At 33.8% G+C, this 15,080-nt stretch carries 15 protein-coding genes; 6 read left to right on the top strand and 9 right to left on the bottom strand.

Annotated features, from left to right (window positions below; genetic code table 11):
* Positions 1-25: 25 nt before the first annotated feature.
* On the bottom strand, positions 26-511 hold the full coding sequence (gene ybaK / locus BR52_RS02345; protein ID WP_034568778.1) for a Cys-tRNA(Pro) deacylase: 486 nt from the start codon (positions 509-511) through the stop codon (positions 26-28).
* 215 nt (positions 512-726) lie between these two features.
* Here ybaK and BR52_RS02340 point away from each other — a divergent pair, with 215 nt between their 5' ends.
* A complete protein-coding gene (locus BR52_RS02340; protein WP_034568776.1) occupies positions 727-1,647 on the top strand; it encodes a DUF368 domain-containing protein in 921 nt (306 codons plus the stop codon).
* Between the two features lie 41 nt (positions 1,648-1,688).
* Here the strand turns inward: BR52_RS02340 and BR52_RS02335 are convergent, their stop codons facing one another.
* From BR52_RS02335 to racE, 8 genes are all read right to left on the bottom strand, one after another.
* Complete coding sequence (locus BR52_RS02335) at positions 1,689-3,449, bottom strand: ABC transporter ATP-binding protein (protein ID WP_034568773.1); 1,761 nt, start codon at positions 3,447-3,449, stop codon at positions 1,689-1,691.
* Positions 3,442-5,148, bottom strand: a complete 1,707-nt coding sequence (locus tag BR52_RS02330) for an ABC transporter ATP-binding protein (RefSeq protein WP_376711121.1) — start codon at positions 5,146-5,148, stop codon at positions 3,442-3,444. The genes BR52_RS02335 and BR52_RS02330 overlap by 8 nt, the downstream gene beginning before the upstream one ends.
* A gap of 247 nt (positions 5,149-5,395) precedes the next feature.
* On the bottom strand, positions 5,396-6,529 hold the full coding sequence (locus BR52_RS02325) for an N-acetyldiaminopimelate deacetylase (RefSeq protein WP_034568768.1): 1,134 nt from the start codon (positions 6,527-6,529) through the stop codon (positions 5,396-5,398).
* Positions 6,530-6,588: 59 nt separating this feature from the next.
* The gene (gene dapD, locus BR52_RS02320) at positions 6,589-7,290 is read right to left on the bottom strand and encodes a 2,3,4,5-tetrahydropyridine-2,6-dicarboxylate N-acetyltransferase (RefSeq protein ID WP_034568766.1); all 702 of its coding nucleotides are present in this window, start codon (positions 7,288-7,290) and stop codon (positions 6,589-6,591) included.
* Positions 7,291-7,380: 90 nt separating this feature from the next.
* The gene (gene cbpB, locus BR52_RS02315; RefSeq protein ID WP_034568763.1) at positions 7,381-7,866 is read right to left on the bottom strand and encodes a cyclic-di-AMP-binding protein CbpB; all 486 of its coding nucleotides are present in this window, start codon (positions 7,864-7,866) and stop codon (positions 7,381-7,383) included.
* A gap of 267 nt (positions 7,867-8,133) precedes the next feature.
* Positions 8,134-8,646 carry a metallophosphoesterase gene (locus BR52_RS02310; protein ID WP_034568762.1) on the bottom strand — a complete coding sequence of 171 codons (513 nt, stop codon included), beginning with the start codon at positions 8,644-8,646 and terminating at the stop codon, positions 8,134-8,136.
* Positions 8,647-8,665: 19 nt separating this feature from the next.
* Positions 8,666-10,018, bottom strand: coding sequence for a ribonuclease PH (gene rph, locus BR52_RS02305; protein ID WP_034568760.1), 1,353 nt, complete (start codon positions 10,016-10,018; stop codon positions 8,666-8,668).
* A gap of 27 nt (positions 10,019-10,045) precedes the next feature.
* Positions 10,046-10,858 (bottom strand): glutamate racemase, encoded by an 813-nt coding sequence (racE, locus tag BR52_RS02300; RefSeq protein WP_034568758.1) that lies wholly within the window; start codon positions 10,856-10,858, stop codon positions 10,046-10,048.
* A gap of 201 nt (positions 10,859-11,059) precedes the next feature.
* Between racE and BR52_RS12675 the strand changes: the two genes are divergently transcribed.
* The 5 genes from BR52_RS12675 to BR52_RS02280 all read left to right on the top strand — a co-directional run bounded on the left by BR52_RS12675 (position 11,060) and on the right by BR52_RS02280 (position 15,071).
* Positions 11,060-11,986, top strand: coding sequence for a YslB family protein (locus BR52_RS12675; protein WP_115588677.1), 927 nt, complete (start codon positions 11,060-11,062; stop codon positions 11,984-11,986).
* Positions 11,987-12,232: 246 nt separating this feature from the next.
* Positions 12,233-12,820: an accessory gene regulator B family protein gene (locus BR52_RS02290; RefSeq protein WP_034568756.1), complete on the top strand. Its 588-nt coding sequence runs from the start codon at positions 12,233-12,235 to the stop codon at positions 12,818-12,820.
* On the top strand, positions 12,804-12,944 hold the full coding sequence (locus BR52_RS12835) for a hypothetical protein (protein ID WP_156099051.1): 141 nt from the start codon (positions 12,804-12,806) through the stop codon (positions 12,942-12,944). Before BR52_RS02290 ends, BR52_RS12835 begins: the two co-directional genes overlap by 17 nt.
* 68 nt (positions 12,945-13,012) lie before the next feature.
* The gene (locus tag BR52_RS02285; protein ID WP_034568754.1) at positions 13,013-14,338 is read left to right on the top strand and encodes a sensor histidine kinase; all 1,326 of its coding nucleotides are present in this window, start codon (positions 13,013-13,015) and stop codon (positions 14,336-14,338) included.
* The gene (locus BR52_RS02280) at positions 14,331-15,071 is read left to right on the top strand and encodes a LytR/AlgR family response regulator transcription factor (protein ID WP_034568752.1); all 741 of its coding nucleotides are present in this window, start codon (positions 14,331-14,333) and stop codon (positions 15,069-15,071) included. The genes BR52_RS02285 and BR52_RS02280 overlap by 8 nt, the downstream gene beginning before the upstream one ends.
* The last annotated feature ends 9 nt before the right edge of the window (positions 15,072-15,080 follow it).

Raw genomic sequence — 15,080 nt, 5'->3', positions numbered from 1 at the left:
CATTTAAGGGCTATCTTTTGCTCTTTTAGTGACTAATATCAACAAATTGTGCTTTTGTTACCTGTGCTAGCTCTTTTGGTGCAACAGCTAATTGCATTCCTCTTCGACCTGCAGAGATAATCATTTCATCTTCTAATTCAGCACTTTTTTGAATAAAGGTAGGAAACTCTTTTTTCATACCAATTGGCGAGCAACCACCGCGAATATAGCCAGTTGTCTTTTCCAATTCTTTCATCGGGAGCATTTCCACTTTTTTATTGCCACTTACTTTCGCTAAGGCTTTTAAATCCAGCTCTACAGATCCTGATAAGCAGGCTACAACCACTCCGGTTTTATCTCCTACTGTCACGAGTGTTTTATAAATAGACTCCGTAGCAATTCCTAACTGATCGGCTACTGACTTTGCGTCAATATGATCCTCACTCCAAGGAAATTCATAAATCTTATAAGGAATACTTTCTTGATCCAAGATCCGACACGCATTTGTTTTAGTTACTTTTTTTGCTTTCATAATGAGTTCCTTCTTTTTTTAATTTGTTTTTAGTTTAACATAAATTTAGTCTATTTGGTTTTATTTATCCTTTTTACTCATTAAAAAACCAATTAAACAATTAAATATCTTATCATTATCTTAACTATTTTATTATTGTTGATCCATCAAAAAATCGTTATAATAAGGTATGTAACATAAAAATGAGTAATATTCTTTAGGAGGAACGTTATTTAATGTCTTTAATCAATACACTAAAAGGTTTTTTAATTGGGATTGCCTTAGTTATCCCAGGGTTATCTGGTAGTATCTTTGCAGTCGTTGTCGGATTATATGAAAAAATGATGGATGCTATTAATCATTTTAAGTCTAATAAGAAAGCTTCTATTCAATTTTTATTACCTATTGGAATTGGTGCAGTTATCGGGATTATGGCTTCTACAAAAATGATTCTATGGGTCTGTATTGAGTACCCCATCCAATCTTACTTATTCTTTGTAGGATTAGTCTTAGGCAGTTTTCCTCTAGTCTTTAAAAAAATGAAAAAAATCCCATTTAAGCCAAGTTATTTAATTGTTTCAGTTGTTTCATTTCTACTTATTTTAGCCCTAACAAAAATGGGTGAGGGCGGCAGCGAATCATATATCGCAATTCAATCTTTTGATAGTTGGGACGATGCTTTTTCAATGCTCTTTGCAGGTGCCTTCTCAATGTCATTAATGTCCGTTCCAGGTGTAAGTGGCAGCATTATGTTAATGGTTATCAATCAATATGGAACCGTTTATAATGCAGTTGGTCAGTTTGTAGATTTACTTTTCTATTTACTCAAAGGTGACTTTGTTGCAGCTAGTGCAGCATTTGGTAGTGTCCTATTATTAGTACCATTTGTTATCGGATCTGTTGTTGGAATCATTTTAATTGCTAAATTAATGGGCTATTTGCTAACAAAATATGAAAGTCTTGTTTATTATGGTGTGGCTGGAGTAATGATTTCAGCTTTAATTACTTTATTTGAAACAGGAGTCTTTCCTTATTGGGGTGCAACAACAGCTACAATGAATCCTATCCTATTAGTTTTGATGGGAATTACTTGTTTAGTGATTGGTGTTGTATGTACGATTTTCTTAGATTCACCAAGTGAAGAAAAAGAAGCTTAATTAAAAAAGCGCCTCTCATACTTTATGAGAGGCGCTTTTTACTATTCCATGACAAATTGGTTGTGATACAATTCAGAATAAAATCCTTCTAAATTCAATAGTTCTTCATGTGTACCTTCTTCAATGATTTCTCCTTGATTCAATACGACAATATAATCCGCATTTAAAATAGTTTTTAAGCGATGGGCAATTACAAAGCTGGTTCGACCAGAAATGATGGCTTCCATTGCTTTTTGAATTTTACTTTCGGTCACCGTATCGACATTACTCGTTGCTTCATCTAATATCAACAAGGATGGATCTGTAATAATTGTTCTAGCAATACTTATCAATTGTTTTTGCCCCACACTAAAAATACTGTGTTCATCACTTACAATTGTCTCATATCCATCATCTAATGACATAATAAAATCATGAATATGCGCCTGTTTTGCAGCGCCAATGACTTCTTCATCTGTAGCTTCTGGCTTACCAAAAACGATATTATCTCGAATCGTGCCTGAAAACAATACTGAATCTTGTAACACAATTCCTACCTGTTTTCGTAATGAAGCTAACTCAATATCTCGAATATCAACATTATCGATTAAGATAGCCCCATTATCAACATTATAGAAACGATTTAGCAAGTTCATAATGGTCGTTTTACCAGATCCTGTTGGTCCTACCAAAGCAACCATTTGGCCTTTTTTCGCCGTAATTGAAATATCCTTTAAAATAGGTTTATTTGCTACATATGAAAAATCAACATGGTCCAAACGAACTTCTTTTTCAATTCCATACATTGCTTTTACCGTTGGACGTTCCACTTCTGGCTCTTCATCAAGAACTTCAATAACACGTTTTGCACCAGTAAAAGCGAGTTGCAGCATGCTATATTGTGATGAAATTTGCGTTAAGGGCATATAAAATTGTTGTGAATATTGTACAAAAGTCACAATTAACCCTAGTGCTACCGCACGTTCGATACTGCCATTTAAAGCAAAATACCCACCAAAGAAAATAACAATCGCTGTATTAAAAAGAGCAATTCCTTGCATCATTGGGAAAAGCAAACCTGAGTAAACTTGCCCTTTAAAAGAAACCTTTTTAACATTCTGATTATAATCCAAAAATTCAGTAACAGTTTCTGCCTCTAAACCATTGGCAATAATCATTTTTTGACCTGAAATTTTCTCATCAATATAACCATTTAAAGAACCGATGCTCTCTTGCTGTAAGTTTACATACTTACGCGCTTTACGAATGACTAAAGCTGCTATAATAATGGCAAATGGAGCGGCTGCCAATGTTACGATACTTAATTGAACATCTTGACGGAACATCATAATAGTCACACCAACCATCAACGCCACATTCGACATGACTTGAACTAGCGCTTGATTCAGCGTATTTGATATATTATCTAAATCACTTGTAAAACGGCTCAGCATCTCTCCGTCTTTATGACTGTCAAAAAATCGGATAGATAAACTTTCCATTTTTTTGAATAAATCAATACGCATTTTATTAGTCGAACGACCTGAAATTCCAGCCATCAAGATACTTTGAATAAAGGTACCTGCTGCAAGCAAGACATAAAAAATGACTAACAACCAGATAATGCGGATAAATTCACTATTATCTTTAAAACCACGTGCTGCATAATTTGCTAATTCTTGAATCGCTTGTCCAATATAGTAAGGGGCTTTTACTTGTAAATAAGTCGAAGCAACTACTGCTACGATTACGACAGCTAATTGTAATTTAAAATGTCGCAAGTACATCCAGAAAAAGCGACTAATTTTTTTAAATTCACTCATTTACTGCCACCTCTTTCCCTTTTTGAGTTTCATAGATTTCTTGATAAATAGCACTCGTTTGTAGCAACTCTTTATGGGTTCCTACTTGAACCAATTTACCTTGATCTAATACTAAAATTTTATCGGCCTGAATGACTGATGAAATTTTTTGTGCGATAATAAATGTTGTTGTATCATCTAATTCTTGATTCAACGCTTCTTTTACCAATTTTTCAGATTTAGCATCTAGGGCGCTTGTACTATCATCTAAAATCAAGACTTTGGGTTCCCCCACAATTCCTCTTGTAATTGATAATCGTTGCTTTTGCCCACCTGAAAAATTCAAGCCACGTTCTTCCACCATTGCATCATATCGGTTATCTTGACGATCGATAAACTCTTTTGCTTGAGCAATAGCAGAAGCATGCTCCATTTCTTCTAGCGAAGCATTTTGTTTCCCTTGACGAATATTATCCGCAATCGTACCTGAAAATAAGACAGCCCGTTGCAAAACTAATGAAATGGTATGGCGCAAAGTATCCTTAGGAATTTCTTTTAAGGGCACACCACCAATTAAAATCTCGCCTTCGCTTGGGTCATAAAGTCTTGTCATTAATTGTGCTAAGGTCGATTTACCTGAACCAGTAGCACCAACAATTCCAACTAGTTCACCTGGTTTAACTGAAAATGAAATATCTTTTAAAGCTGCATCATCGTCATTTTCATATTTAAAACTAACATGCTCAAAAGTAACACTACCATCAAGTTCTTTTTTCAACGGTGTTGCACTGTATTCAATGTCTGATTTTGTTTCAAGAATTTCGGAAATACGTTTTAAAGAAATAATCGCTCTTGAAGACATCATCATTAACATTCCACCAATGATAATCGCCATCATAATTTGAGTTAAATAACTCATAAATGAAGCAACTGCACCAATGACAGCTGGATCACTCTTCACCATTGTTCCAACAAAGAAAATTGATGTCACAACAGCGATATTTGATACAAACATAAAGGCTGGAATCATAATTGAAAATAGATTTCCCACTTTAATTGTATGGTAGGTTAACGATTCACTAACATCTGTAAAACGTTTTTCTTCGTTTTCTTCTTGTACGAATGATTTCACAACACGCATACCCGCTAAATTTTCTTTTGCAATGCCATTGACACGATCTAAAAAGCCTTGAATTTTAGCAAAGTGTTTGCCCATTGCACCAAAAGTAAAGAATACAATAATAAAAACTAAAACAACTAATAAAATAATGATCCACCACAATTGTGGCAAAGTATACATAGCTAAAATAAAACTACCAATAAATAAAATTGGAATTCGGATCAACGATTGTAAAGCCAACATCACTAAATTTTGAACTTGAGTAATGTCATTCGTTAAACGAACAACTAAATTTCCAGTTGAAAAACGTTCAATATTACTATACGAAAATGTTTGAATTTTTCTAAAACTTTCTTCTCTTAAATTCGCTCCAACTTCTTGAGCTACTTTTGCTGAAGTAATTGTATTTAAAATGCCGGCAATCAAACCGACTCCAGCCACTCCAATCAATATTACTCCAATTGAATAAATATCGTCTAATTTATCGTTTACAATCGCTTCTAATACTTGTTGCAATAACTTAGGTTGCCACAATTGAGAACCCACCATGATACTAGTTAAAACAATTGATAAAACAGTAAACAAACGAAATTTTTTCATTTGTTGAATCAAAAACTTCATGCACTTTCCCTCCTCTTTCACTCGTACTGTCAAACATAGATTTCTATTATAATACAAACGTTCGTTCTAAACAAGCGTTTTTAGTTAACAAATTAAAAGAAAAGACTTATTCTTTTTATTCTTAATTTATTATCCATTCATCCAATAACAAGAGAAGTTGGCGATTAAATTTATCTATAAAAAAAGGCTTATGCAAAATAGCCATAAGCAACTTTTCATTCATTATTTAATTTATTTTCATTGTTAAAAAGGCTTCAAGAACTTCAATAGCAAGTGGAATTGCCTCTTCTTTGGGACTCATCATCGAATGATGCAGGCCATAGGGACTATCTACACCCAACCAAAACATCGCTCCTGGAGTTTTATCTAACAAATAACCAAAATCTTCCCCTGTCATCGCTGTTGGTGAAGAAATAAAATCAACTTTTGAGTGGTCTTTCATAAAATCAATCAATGCAGTTGTCTCTTTTTCCGTATTTACAACCGGATAATAGCCCCCTTGCTCTAAAATCAACTCGACTTGACATTGATAGGATTGTTCAATTCCATGAGCTACTTGTCTAACACGTTCTTGCATTAAGCGACTCATCTCAGGGGTAAGCGTTCGAATTGTCCCCGTCAAAGAAGCCTCTCCACTGATAATATTTCCTGTTGTTCCAGCATGAAACGTACCTAAAGTAATAACCGCACCTTCAATTGGGTCTACATTTCGACTAATGATGGTTTGGATTTGATTCACAAATTGACTAGCAGCAACAATCATATCATTGGCTTCATGAGGATATGCCGCATGTCCACTTTTCCCGCTAAACTTCGCTTGAATAGTACATGTTCCAGCAAATAACGTTCCAACTTTTGTCCCAATCTGCCCAACTTTTAAATTAGGTTGAACGTGCAATGCATAAAATTCATCTGGCATCCATGCATCTAAGACACCCGCATCATAAAGAAGTTTCCCTCCGCTTGCATTTTCTTCTGCTGGTTGAAATAGAAAGACTAAATGATTCTGTCCTTGATGTTCGCTAAAGTATGTCAGTAAACCTAATGCAATCGACATATGAACATCATGTCCACAGGCGTGCATTTGGTTCGGATGAATAGATTTAAAAGGCAATCCTGTCTCTTCACTAACGGGTAAACCATCTATATCTGTTCGCCAGCCAATCGTTTTAGCTCCAACTTTGCCACGAACTCTCACTATAATAGCTGTTTCCCATTCAATGATTTCAAGATACTCTTGTGGGAGTGCTGTAATATAGTCCATCAAGTAAGCATGCGTTTTAAATTCTAGTAAGCCAATTTCTGGGATTTGATGCAAGTCTCTTCTTATTTTTATAAAAGGATTTAATTCGCTCATCATTCTTTCTCCTTTAAGTAAATAGTATAAAAAGCTATCTCACGAGAGATAGCCTTTTATTTTTATAGTTTGCGCAATTCGTCAATTAAACTTGTTTTACTTTTTGTTTTTTCATCGATATCTTTAATTTTTTTAGCTGGAACGCCGGCAACAACGGTATACGGTGCAACGTCATTAACAACAATTGCTCCCGCTGCAACAACAGCACCTTTGCCAACACGAATCCCTTCAAGGACAACTGCGTTAGCACCGATTAATACATCGTCTTCAATAACTACTGGTTGAGCACTAGCTGGTTCAACTACACCTGCTAAAACCGTCCCTGCTCCGATATGACAATTTTTTCCAACAGTTGCACGTCCACCAAGAACAGCACCCATATCGATCATTGTATTATCTCCAATAACGGCACCAATATTGATTAAAGCGCCCATCATAATAACTGCTTGATTTCCAATCTCAACTTGATCTCGAATAATCGCACCTGGTTCAATTCTTGCATTCAAGCCTTTCATGTCTACTAATGGAACAGCTGAATTGCGACGATCATTTTCAACTACTTGATCGGTAATTAACGCTTGGTTTTCTTTTAAAAAAGGTTCTACATCTTTCCAATCGCCAAAAAGTACGCCAGTTTTACAATTGGTAAAATTTTGAATTGTATCTGGGAAGGTTAATTCTTTTAAAGACCCTTTAATATAAACCTTTACAGGTGTTTTTTTCTCACTATTTGCTATAAAAGCAATGATTTCATTTGCATCCATGATATCTCTCCTCTATAAATCTTTTATCGTTATGACTAGCATAGCAAATTTTTAACGGAAAATGAAACCTTTTCTGTTAAAAATTGATTTCTAATGACTTTTCTTCATGTTTTCTTTTTTTATCACATCAAATTCATTTTCAAATTCATGAGCAATTCGATTGGTTCCTTTGAGAATTTCACTTCTTGTTACGATCCCTGTAAAGCTTCCATCTTCGCTTGCCACACAGATAAATGCATGATTTACTAGTAAATGTAAAACTTCTTCTAGATCATACGGATTATTTATCGTTGCAAAATCAGTCTGCATCACTTCATGCACACATGTATCACTTAATTTATCGTAATCGAATTTTTCAAGCCCCATAATAGCATCTATAATCATTGGCATTGAAATTAACCCTTTTATTTTATATTCATGATCTAAAACAGGAATAACAGAGTAGCCTACTTTTGTTAAAACTAATAGTGCATGGTCTAAATGATTATTTACTTGAACATGGGCTACCATTTCTGCTGGAATTAAAAAATTTTCTTGATTTTCAAGGAGCATTTCTCCTATTTCTTTCCCTATCATTATTTAAATATCCTCCTTAAAAGTCCTTAACTTACTTCTTATTTTACGTTATAAATGTGAAAAAAAGTAGTCTTTCTTGTTAGTATTTTAACTTTAATACTTCCTTAAGAAAGCGTTCTATCTAACGACTCTTCTCTCGTTAACTTTTAGGAACTCCAACTCTTTTATTATAGCGAATTCTGTCTGAAAGGGAAATTTTTTCACTTATCTTGTTATTTTTAAATAAAAAAAGCAGAGAATATATTCTCTGCTTTTAGCTTTTAGCTTCTATCTTTTAAATTCACTTGTTAATTCAGATACCAATTGATGGGTTTCATCATAGTACTTAACTGTTATTTTTTCTGATGTCGTTTCAACGATTGCGTATGTTTTAATTGGATACTTTCCTCTTGGCAAACGAATGCTCCCTGGATTAAGCAACAACACATCATCGACTAATTCTACTCCTAGTTCATGGGTATGTCCAAAGAAGGCAAAACCAGCACCCACCTCTTTAGCTGCCAATAATAAAGTATTCATCGTAAATTTCACTTCATGCAAATGTCCATGAGTCATAAAAATTTTCTCTTTTTTGATATCTGCTACAACGGTCGTTGGAAAAGCATCGTCGTAATCGCAATTGCCACGGACAACATAAAAATCATTCCACACAGAATCTGTCGCTTCTAATTCGGAATCCCCACAATGAAACATCCCGTCTACTTTTCCTTGATACTTTTCAATCAAATCCACTAATACTTCACGATCGCCATGATTATCACTAACAACTAAGACTAACATGTGCTCACTCCTCGAATTTTTATTGATTGACCCAACCGTCCCAAACTTTTTCTAATTGCATTAAAGCTTGACTACGATGACTGTTTTGATTTTTTTCTTCTCCTGATAATTCCGCCATTGTTTTTTCCAAACGAGGGACATAGAATAAAGGATCATAACCAAACCCATTGTCGCCACGTGGAATGGTCAAAATAACGCCGTCTACTTCGCCACTTACAACCAAACTTTCTTTATCTGGCATTGCTAAAGCTAGTGTACAATGGAATTGTGCCGTACGCTCTGCGTCTGGTACATCTGTTAACTCATGAAGCAATTTAGCATTATTGGCAGCGTCACTCTTAGCTTCACCAGCAAATCTGGCTGAATACACACCTGGTTGCCCACCTAAAGCATCTACTTTCAAACCTGAGTCATCTGCTAAAACAACCATGTTCAACGTTTGTGCAATCGTTTCTGCCTTTAATAACGCATTTTCTTCAAAGGTTGTTCCAGTTTCATCAACATCTGGAATTTCTGGAAAGTCTAGTAAGGTTTTAATTGACCAACCTTTTTTAGCAAATAAGGCTTCAAACTCTTTAGCTTTTCCCTTATTGCGAGTTGCAATCAATAATTGGTTCTTAGGCAATGCTGGATAAACGATTGCTTCCGTTAAACTATTTTCAATCGCTTCATTTTGAAGACGAATCAATTCTTTGATACCTAAATCACCTAAGGCTAGCATTGAGGTTAATTCATCTGTTGAAAAAGTCGCTTCTTCACCAGTACCTTGGATTTCAACAAACTTTCCACCCGTTGTCATAACTAAATTCATATCCACCGCTGCAGAACTATCTTCAAGATAGTTTAAATCTAAAACGGCTTGCCCGTTTGTTAAAATACCTACACTGATTGCTGCAATATTTTCTTTGATTGGATTGGTTGTCAGTTCGCCACTTTTAATTAATTTGTTAATCGCAAGGCTTAGCGCCACGAAAGCCCCTGTAATGCTTGCTGTTCTCGTTCCACCGTCTGCTTGAATTACATCACAATCAACGACGATTGAGCGCTCACCTAATAAGTCTAAATCAATTACTGAACGCAATGCGCGTCCAATCAAACGTTGAATTTCCATTGTTCGGCCAGTTAGTTTTCCTTTTGCTGCTTCACGAATATTGCGGGTATTTGTCGCTCTTGGTAACATGCTATATTCGGCCGTTACCCAACCGCGGCCTTCGCCACGCATAAAAGGCGGTACGCGGGATTCTAATGAAGCATTACAAATTACTTTTGTATCCCCAACAGAAATCAAAACAGATCCCTCTGGGTGTTTTAAATAATTGGTCTCAATTGTTACTTTCCGACTTTCATCAAAACTTCTTCCATCTACTCGCATGTTGTTTGCCTCTATTCTTTTTATTTCTTAATGACTACCAAGTTTGATTTGCTCCACATTCATTTCTTCAAGGCCTAACCATCCAGAAGCAATTTCTTGAAACATCTGTGTTGAGCCAGTTGTATAAAAACAGCGTTCTGATTTTTCTTTATTTTTACTATCGACTGCTATATCAAAATAATCTAAAATTGTGCTAACTTCACTAACTGTTTCTGCTCCAGAGTCGATTAATGTAACCTGTTTTCCCATTACATTTTGAATAATCGGACGCAATAAAGGATAATGAGTACAACCAAGAATCAACGTATCTACACCTTTATTTTGCATTGGCTTCAACGTTTCAGCTACAACTTTTTTGGCAATTGCACTGTTGTATTCGTTGCTTTCAACAATCGGAACAAATTTGGGACAAGCTAAACTATTAACTGTTGCTTTTTTATCTTTAGATTGAATCATTTTTTTATACATATCGCTTTTTACAGTTCCAGCTGTTCCAATCACACCGATATGATTATTAGTTGTTGCTTTAATTGCTGCTCGACTTCCTGGTAAAATCACCCCAATGACAGGAATGGCTAATTTTTTTTTGATGTCTTCTAAAGCTGCTGCAGTTGCTGTATTGCACGCAATTACAAGCATTTTAATATCTTTATCTAATAGAAAATGAGTCATTTCCCAAGTAAATTGGCGGACTTGTTCTTCCAGTCTAGGACCATATGGACAACGAGCCGTATCTCCAACATAATAAATAGATTCATTTGGTAACTGACGCATGGCCTCTTTGACAACCGTCAATCCGCCAACTCCTGAATCAATAAAGCCAATCGCTTGTTTTGTCATAGTTCAAAAACCTCATTTTACATTTAGTATCGTTGATACTTTCTATTTTCGCTTTTTTTCACGGAAAATTCAAGGGATAGCTGCATCTTTTAATGGAAACTTGAGGATTTCTATCATTTTTATTAAGTAAAGTGAAAAAAGATGGGCTTCAAACACTTTTCACGTTATAATGAACGAGAAGACTATAATGAGGTGACGCAAATGAAAAACGAAGAACAAGCAACATCATTGGATTTAGAAAACTTAAATGGTTCAGTTTCCATGTTTGGTTATGAACTGATACGTGATGGTCTATTGCCAAATCTTTTAGGAAAAGACACGGAAGATATTTTATATTGGGCAGGAAAAGAACTGGCAAGACAATATCCTTTAGAAGATTTTTCAGCTATTGTCTTATTTTTCAAAAAGGCTGGCTTTGGTTCACTCACATTAGCAAAAGAAAAAAAACATCAACGGATTTATACGTTAACAGGCGACATCGTTAACACTCGAATTGAGCATGCAAAACCTAGCTTCAGTTTAGAAACAGGATTTTTAGCAGAACAGATTCAATTACAAGAAACACTTTATGCTGAAGCAGTATCAGAAGTTTCTCTCAAAGCAAAAGAAGTCACCATTACCCTTCAATGGGATGCAAAAGACACGGTTTCAATTGAAACTCCTCTTGAAACTTTTGTTATGACTGAAGAAAAAGAAGAGAGCCCAACGTTAGCTGTTGAATCCATAAGCATGGAGCAAAATGAAGCGACTGAACTAAATGAAACTTTTGATGAAGAGATTGATAGCGACTTATTTGCAGAAGAATTGGTTCCTGAAGTAGAACCTATTAATGATGTTCAATTGGAGTTACCAGAAACAGCCATCACAGATGACCTTCCTTTAGAAAGAATAGAGGAAGAAACAATTGTTGAAGAAGAAGTCCTTATTCCATCAGCTTCCGTTGTTTCTCAAGAAGAGGTTGAAAAATTTCATCAGATGAGTGCTGAAGAAGCTTTATCAGAATTTGATAAACTTTCTCAAGAATTTACAGATGTGAATGAGCAAATTTCTTCAGAATTAGAGGAAGAAACGATCTTTGATACATTACCCTCTCGCTCTTCTAGGCATCAAAAGAAAAATAAAAAATAAAACAAAGAGTGTCTGGGTTATTTTATTAATAATTCAGATATTTTTTTATTTCTAAAATAACAAGATAAAAAAATCAAATGATTTTTTTAATAAAGAAAAACTTTAACAGAAGGCGAGTAAAATTTAATATTTTTTTTAAATAACAATCAACAAAAAACGAATATGACTATTTTATTAACGCTTACGATATTTTCGATTCTTTTAAAAAAAGAATCATGTTATATTCATAGTTAAGGAGGCAACAAAATGACTATACCTAAATTCTCTGAGTTTTTATTAAATAAAATGGGAATAACATCATCTGAAAAAAATTACGATTATATTCAATATGGGCTAGAGATTTTACTTATTAATCTATCTAAATTAACCATTATTTATGGTATTGCTTATCTTACAAAACAATTAATCCCAACATTAATTGTGCATCTATCTTATATGTTGCTTAGAAGATATTCTTTTGGATTGCATTCTCTCAGTAGTTTTGTCTGTACCATTACTAGCATCGCTCTTTTTAATATTATTCCCTATTTTTTTAAAGAGCTTATATTGCCAACTCCTTTGATTTTTCTTATTTCTTTCTTTATTTTCTTTAGTATTTTACTATACTCACCTGCTGATACTGAAAATAATCCACTAGTTGATGGTGAAAAAAGAAAAAAATTAAGAATAAAATCAACCATTTGTTGCATTATTCTTTTAATCATGGTTGCATTTGTACCTGCAACTATCAAAACATTGATTTTACTAGGTGGATTTTATCAAGCACTATTAATTCTACCTGTAACTTATAAAATTTTAAAAAGGAGGTACAATAACTATGAACTTTATGAATAGTATTTTCAAAAAATTATTCTTACATCTTGGAACTAGCGCTTCAGCAAGAACTTGTTTTGTTGTTCAATATGAGCCCGTTTCTCCTAAATTAAAAGAACTACAAAAATTACAAAAAGAAGCTTAAACCAATTTAATTATAAAGCCGTTTCTGTTAAAATGGCTTTATAATTATTTTTTATGAATGGAGAAAAAATGGAACTCTTAATTTATGGATCTTTAGAAAATATCAGTCTTTTTTTCTTAGCCTATCAATTTTTGGAAAAGAAAGCTTCTTTAAAATTTATTACACTTATTTATATTCTTTTTAATTTAGTCGAATTTGGCATACTTTATCATATCAATGAAAGTTTATTGTTACCCTTCTCAATTCTAACAATTATAAGTCTTGTTTATTTTGTCAATCGAGAATTAATAAACACCATTATTATTGTACTGCTAACCTTTATAATCACTTATGCAGCGCAATACTTAACCGGATTTATCATGATGCCTATTTATAAAGATACAGCAAATTATGAATCCTTCTCTTCAAGGATGTCCATTTCTTTATTTTTATTAACCTATTATCTTATTACTTATTGTCTTTTCTTAATTGTCAAAAAAACATTGAAGTCTACTCAAAAATTATGGACCTTTGTTTCTAATAGAACTTTTATTGTTATTGCTGTAGTGTTTCTTACACTTACCATTATCTTTTTTATTACCTCAACAACTTTAGAAAAACTCTATCAGTTTGACCATGAAATTATTCAAATAACCAACTTGATGTTCTTAGCTTTTGGAAGCATCATTCTAATTGCTTTTATTTTTCTTTATATCGCTCTAACCCGTGAAACAGAAGTCCAAAAAAGAAAATTAGAGTTGGATCAGCTTAGAATTTATAGCAATAAGCTCGAAGAAAACTATCAAGAATATCGCAAATTTCGCCATGATTATTTAAATATGTATACTGGGATGGTTGGGTATATCGAAACGAAGGATATCGCTGGATTAGAACGTTATTTTACTGAGCATATCGTACCTATCAGTCAATCGATTACTACTAATCTAATTAAGCTTGCGGATCTTTATCGAATTGAAATTCCTGAATTAAAAGGCTTAGTCGCAACAAAATTATTGCTTGCTCAAGAAAAAGGCATGGACATCAGTTGCGAGGTCCCCACTCCTGTGACCCGTATTAATATGGATATTTTAGATTTATGCACGGCCATTGGGATTTTGTTAGATAATGCCATTGAAGCAACTGAATCTATTGAAAATGGTAGAATTCGTCTTTCCTTTATCACATATGAAGACCGCGTCTTGATTACAATTGAAAATCAAATTGAAGATTTGCTTGTTCCTATTTATCAACTATTTGAACATGGCTTTTCGACGAAAGGCTCTGACCGTGGTTTAGGACTTTGGAATTTATCAGAAATGATGGATAAGTCCGATGTGATCCATTTAGACACCGCAATTGAAAATCATTATTTTATTCAGCAATTAAATATTATGGAGGAATCAACTTATGACTGAACTTTTTATTTGTGAGGATAATCCAGCGATTGCAAAACAAATTACCGCTCATGCCGCTAATGTGATTGAAGAAAATCAATTAGATTTTTCAATAAAATTAACAACGAGTAACCCTACAACTTTACTAAACATTGTTAAATCATCTAAAGAACCTGGTGTTTATTTTCTAGATATTGATTTAGGAAGCAATGTGATGAATGGTTTGGAACTTGCTCAAAAAATTCGAGAGCTAGATCCTCGTGGTTTTATTATTTTTATTACTTCTGATACAGAGAAATTTCAACATACTTTCAAATACAAAATTGAAGCATTGGATTATATCGTAAAACAGGATACAGATAATCTTGAACGTCGTTTGCTTGAATGTTTAACCACTATTATTTCACGTAATCCTTCAAGTAATGAACAGTCACAATTTAGTATTAAGGATGGTACTCGTATTATTACTGAAAAATACAAAAATATTTTATTTTTCGAAGTTTCTTCAAAAGTTCATAAAATTAAAATGCATTCATTAACCAAACAGGCAGAATTTTATGGTTCTCTTAAAGATGTTGAAACGGAGTTATTAAAACACAATTTTTTCCGTTGTCACCAATCTTATTTAATTAATTTGACTAATGTTAAAGAAGTTGATGTTAAAAATCGCTTTGTTTACATGATAAATGGCCAAAAATGCGAAGTTTCGTACCGTGCACTAACGGAGCTTAAAAAGATGATGAAACAAAACTAAAAAAGGAAG

The organism is Carnobacterium divergens DSM 20623, from assembly GCF_000744255.1.
Lineage (GTDB): Bacteria > Bacillota > Bacilli > Lactobacillales > Carnobacteriaceae > Carnobacterium > Carnobacterium divergens.
This window is presented reverse-complemented; position numbering and strand designations above follow the sequence as displayed.

Excerpts from the sequence above, each read along its gene's own strand:
- ybaK (WP_034568778.1), bottom strand. The coding sequence starts at position 511 with ATGAAAGCAAAAAAAGTAACTAAAACAAATGCGTGTCGGATCTTGGAT.
- BR52_RS02340 (WP_034568776.1), top strand. The coding sequence starts at position 727 with ATGTCTTTAATCAATACACTAAAAGGTTTTTTAATTGGGATTGCCTTA.
- BR52_RS02335 (WP_034568773.1), bottom strand. The coding sequence starts at position 3,449 with ATGAGTGAATTTAAAAAAATTAGTCGCTTTTTCTGGATGTACTTGCGA.
- BR52_RS02330 (WP_376711121.1), bottom strand. The coding sequence starts at position 5,148 with ATGAAAAAATTTCGTTTGTTTACTGTTTTATCAATTGTTTTAACTAGT.
- BR52_RS02325 (WP_034568768.1), bottom strand. The coding sequence starts at position 6,529 with ATGATGAGCGAATTAAATCCTTTTATAAAAATAAGAAGAGACTTGCAT.
- dapD (WP_034568766.1), bottom strand. The coding sequence starts at position 7,290 with ATGGATGCAAATGAAATCATTGCTTTTATAGCAAATAGTGAGAAAAAA.
- cbpB (WP_034568763.1), bottom strand. The coding sequence starts at position 7,866 with ATGATAGGGAAAGAAATAGGAGAAATGCTCCTTGAAAATCAAGAAAAT.
- BR52_RS02310 (WP_034568762.1), bottom strand. The coding sequence starts at position 8,646 with ATGTTAGTCTTAGTTGTTAGTGATAATCATGGCGATCGTGAAGTATTA.
- rph (WP_034568760.1), bottom strand. The coding sequence starts at position 10,018 with ATGCGAGTAGATGGAAGAAGTTTTGATGAAAGTCGGAAAGTAACAATT.
- racE (WP_034568758.1), bottom strand. The coding sequence starts at position 10,858 with ATGACAAAACAAGCGATTGGCTTTATTGATTCAGGAGTTGGCGGATTG.
- BR52_RS12675 (WP_115588677.1), top strand. The coding sequence starts at position 11,060 with ATGAAAAACGAAGAACAAGCAACATCATTGGATTTAGAAAACTTAAAT.
- BR52_RS02290 (WP_034568756.1), top strand. The coding sequence starts at position 12,233 with ATGACTATACCTAAATTCTCTGAGTTTTTATTAAATAAAATGGGAATA.
- BR52_RS12835 (WP_156099051.1), top strand. The coding sequence starts at position 12,804 with ATGAACTTTATGAATAGTATTTTCAAAAAATTATTCTTACATCTTGGA.
- BR52_RS02285 (WP_034568754.1), top strand. The coding sequence starts at position 13,013 with ATGGAACTCTTAATTTATGGATCTTTAGAAAATATCAGTCTTTTTTTC.
- BR52_RS02280 (WP_034568752.1), top strand. The coding sequence starts at position 14,331 with ATGACTGAACTTTTTATTTGTGAGGATAATCCAGCGATTGCAAAACAA.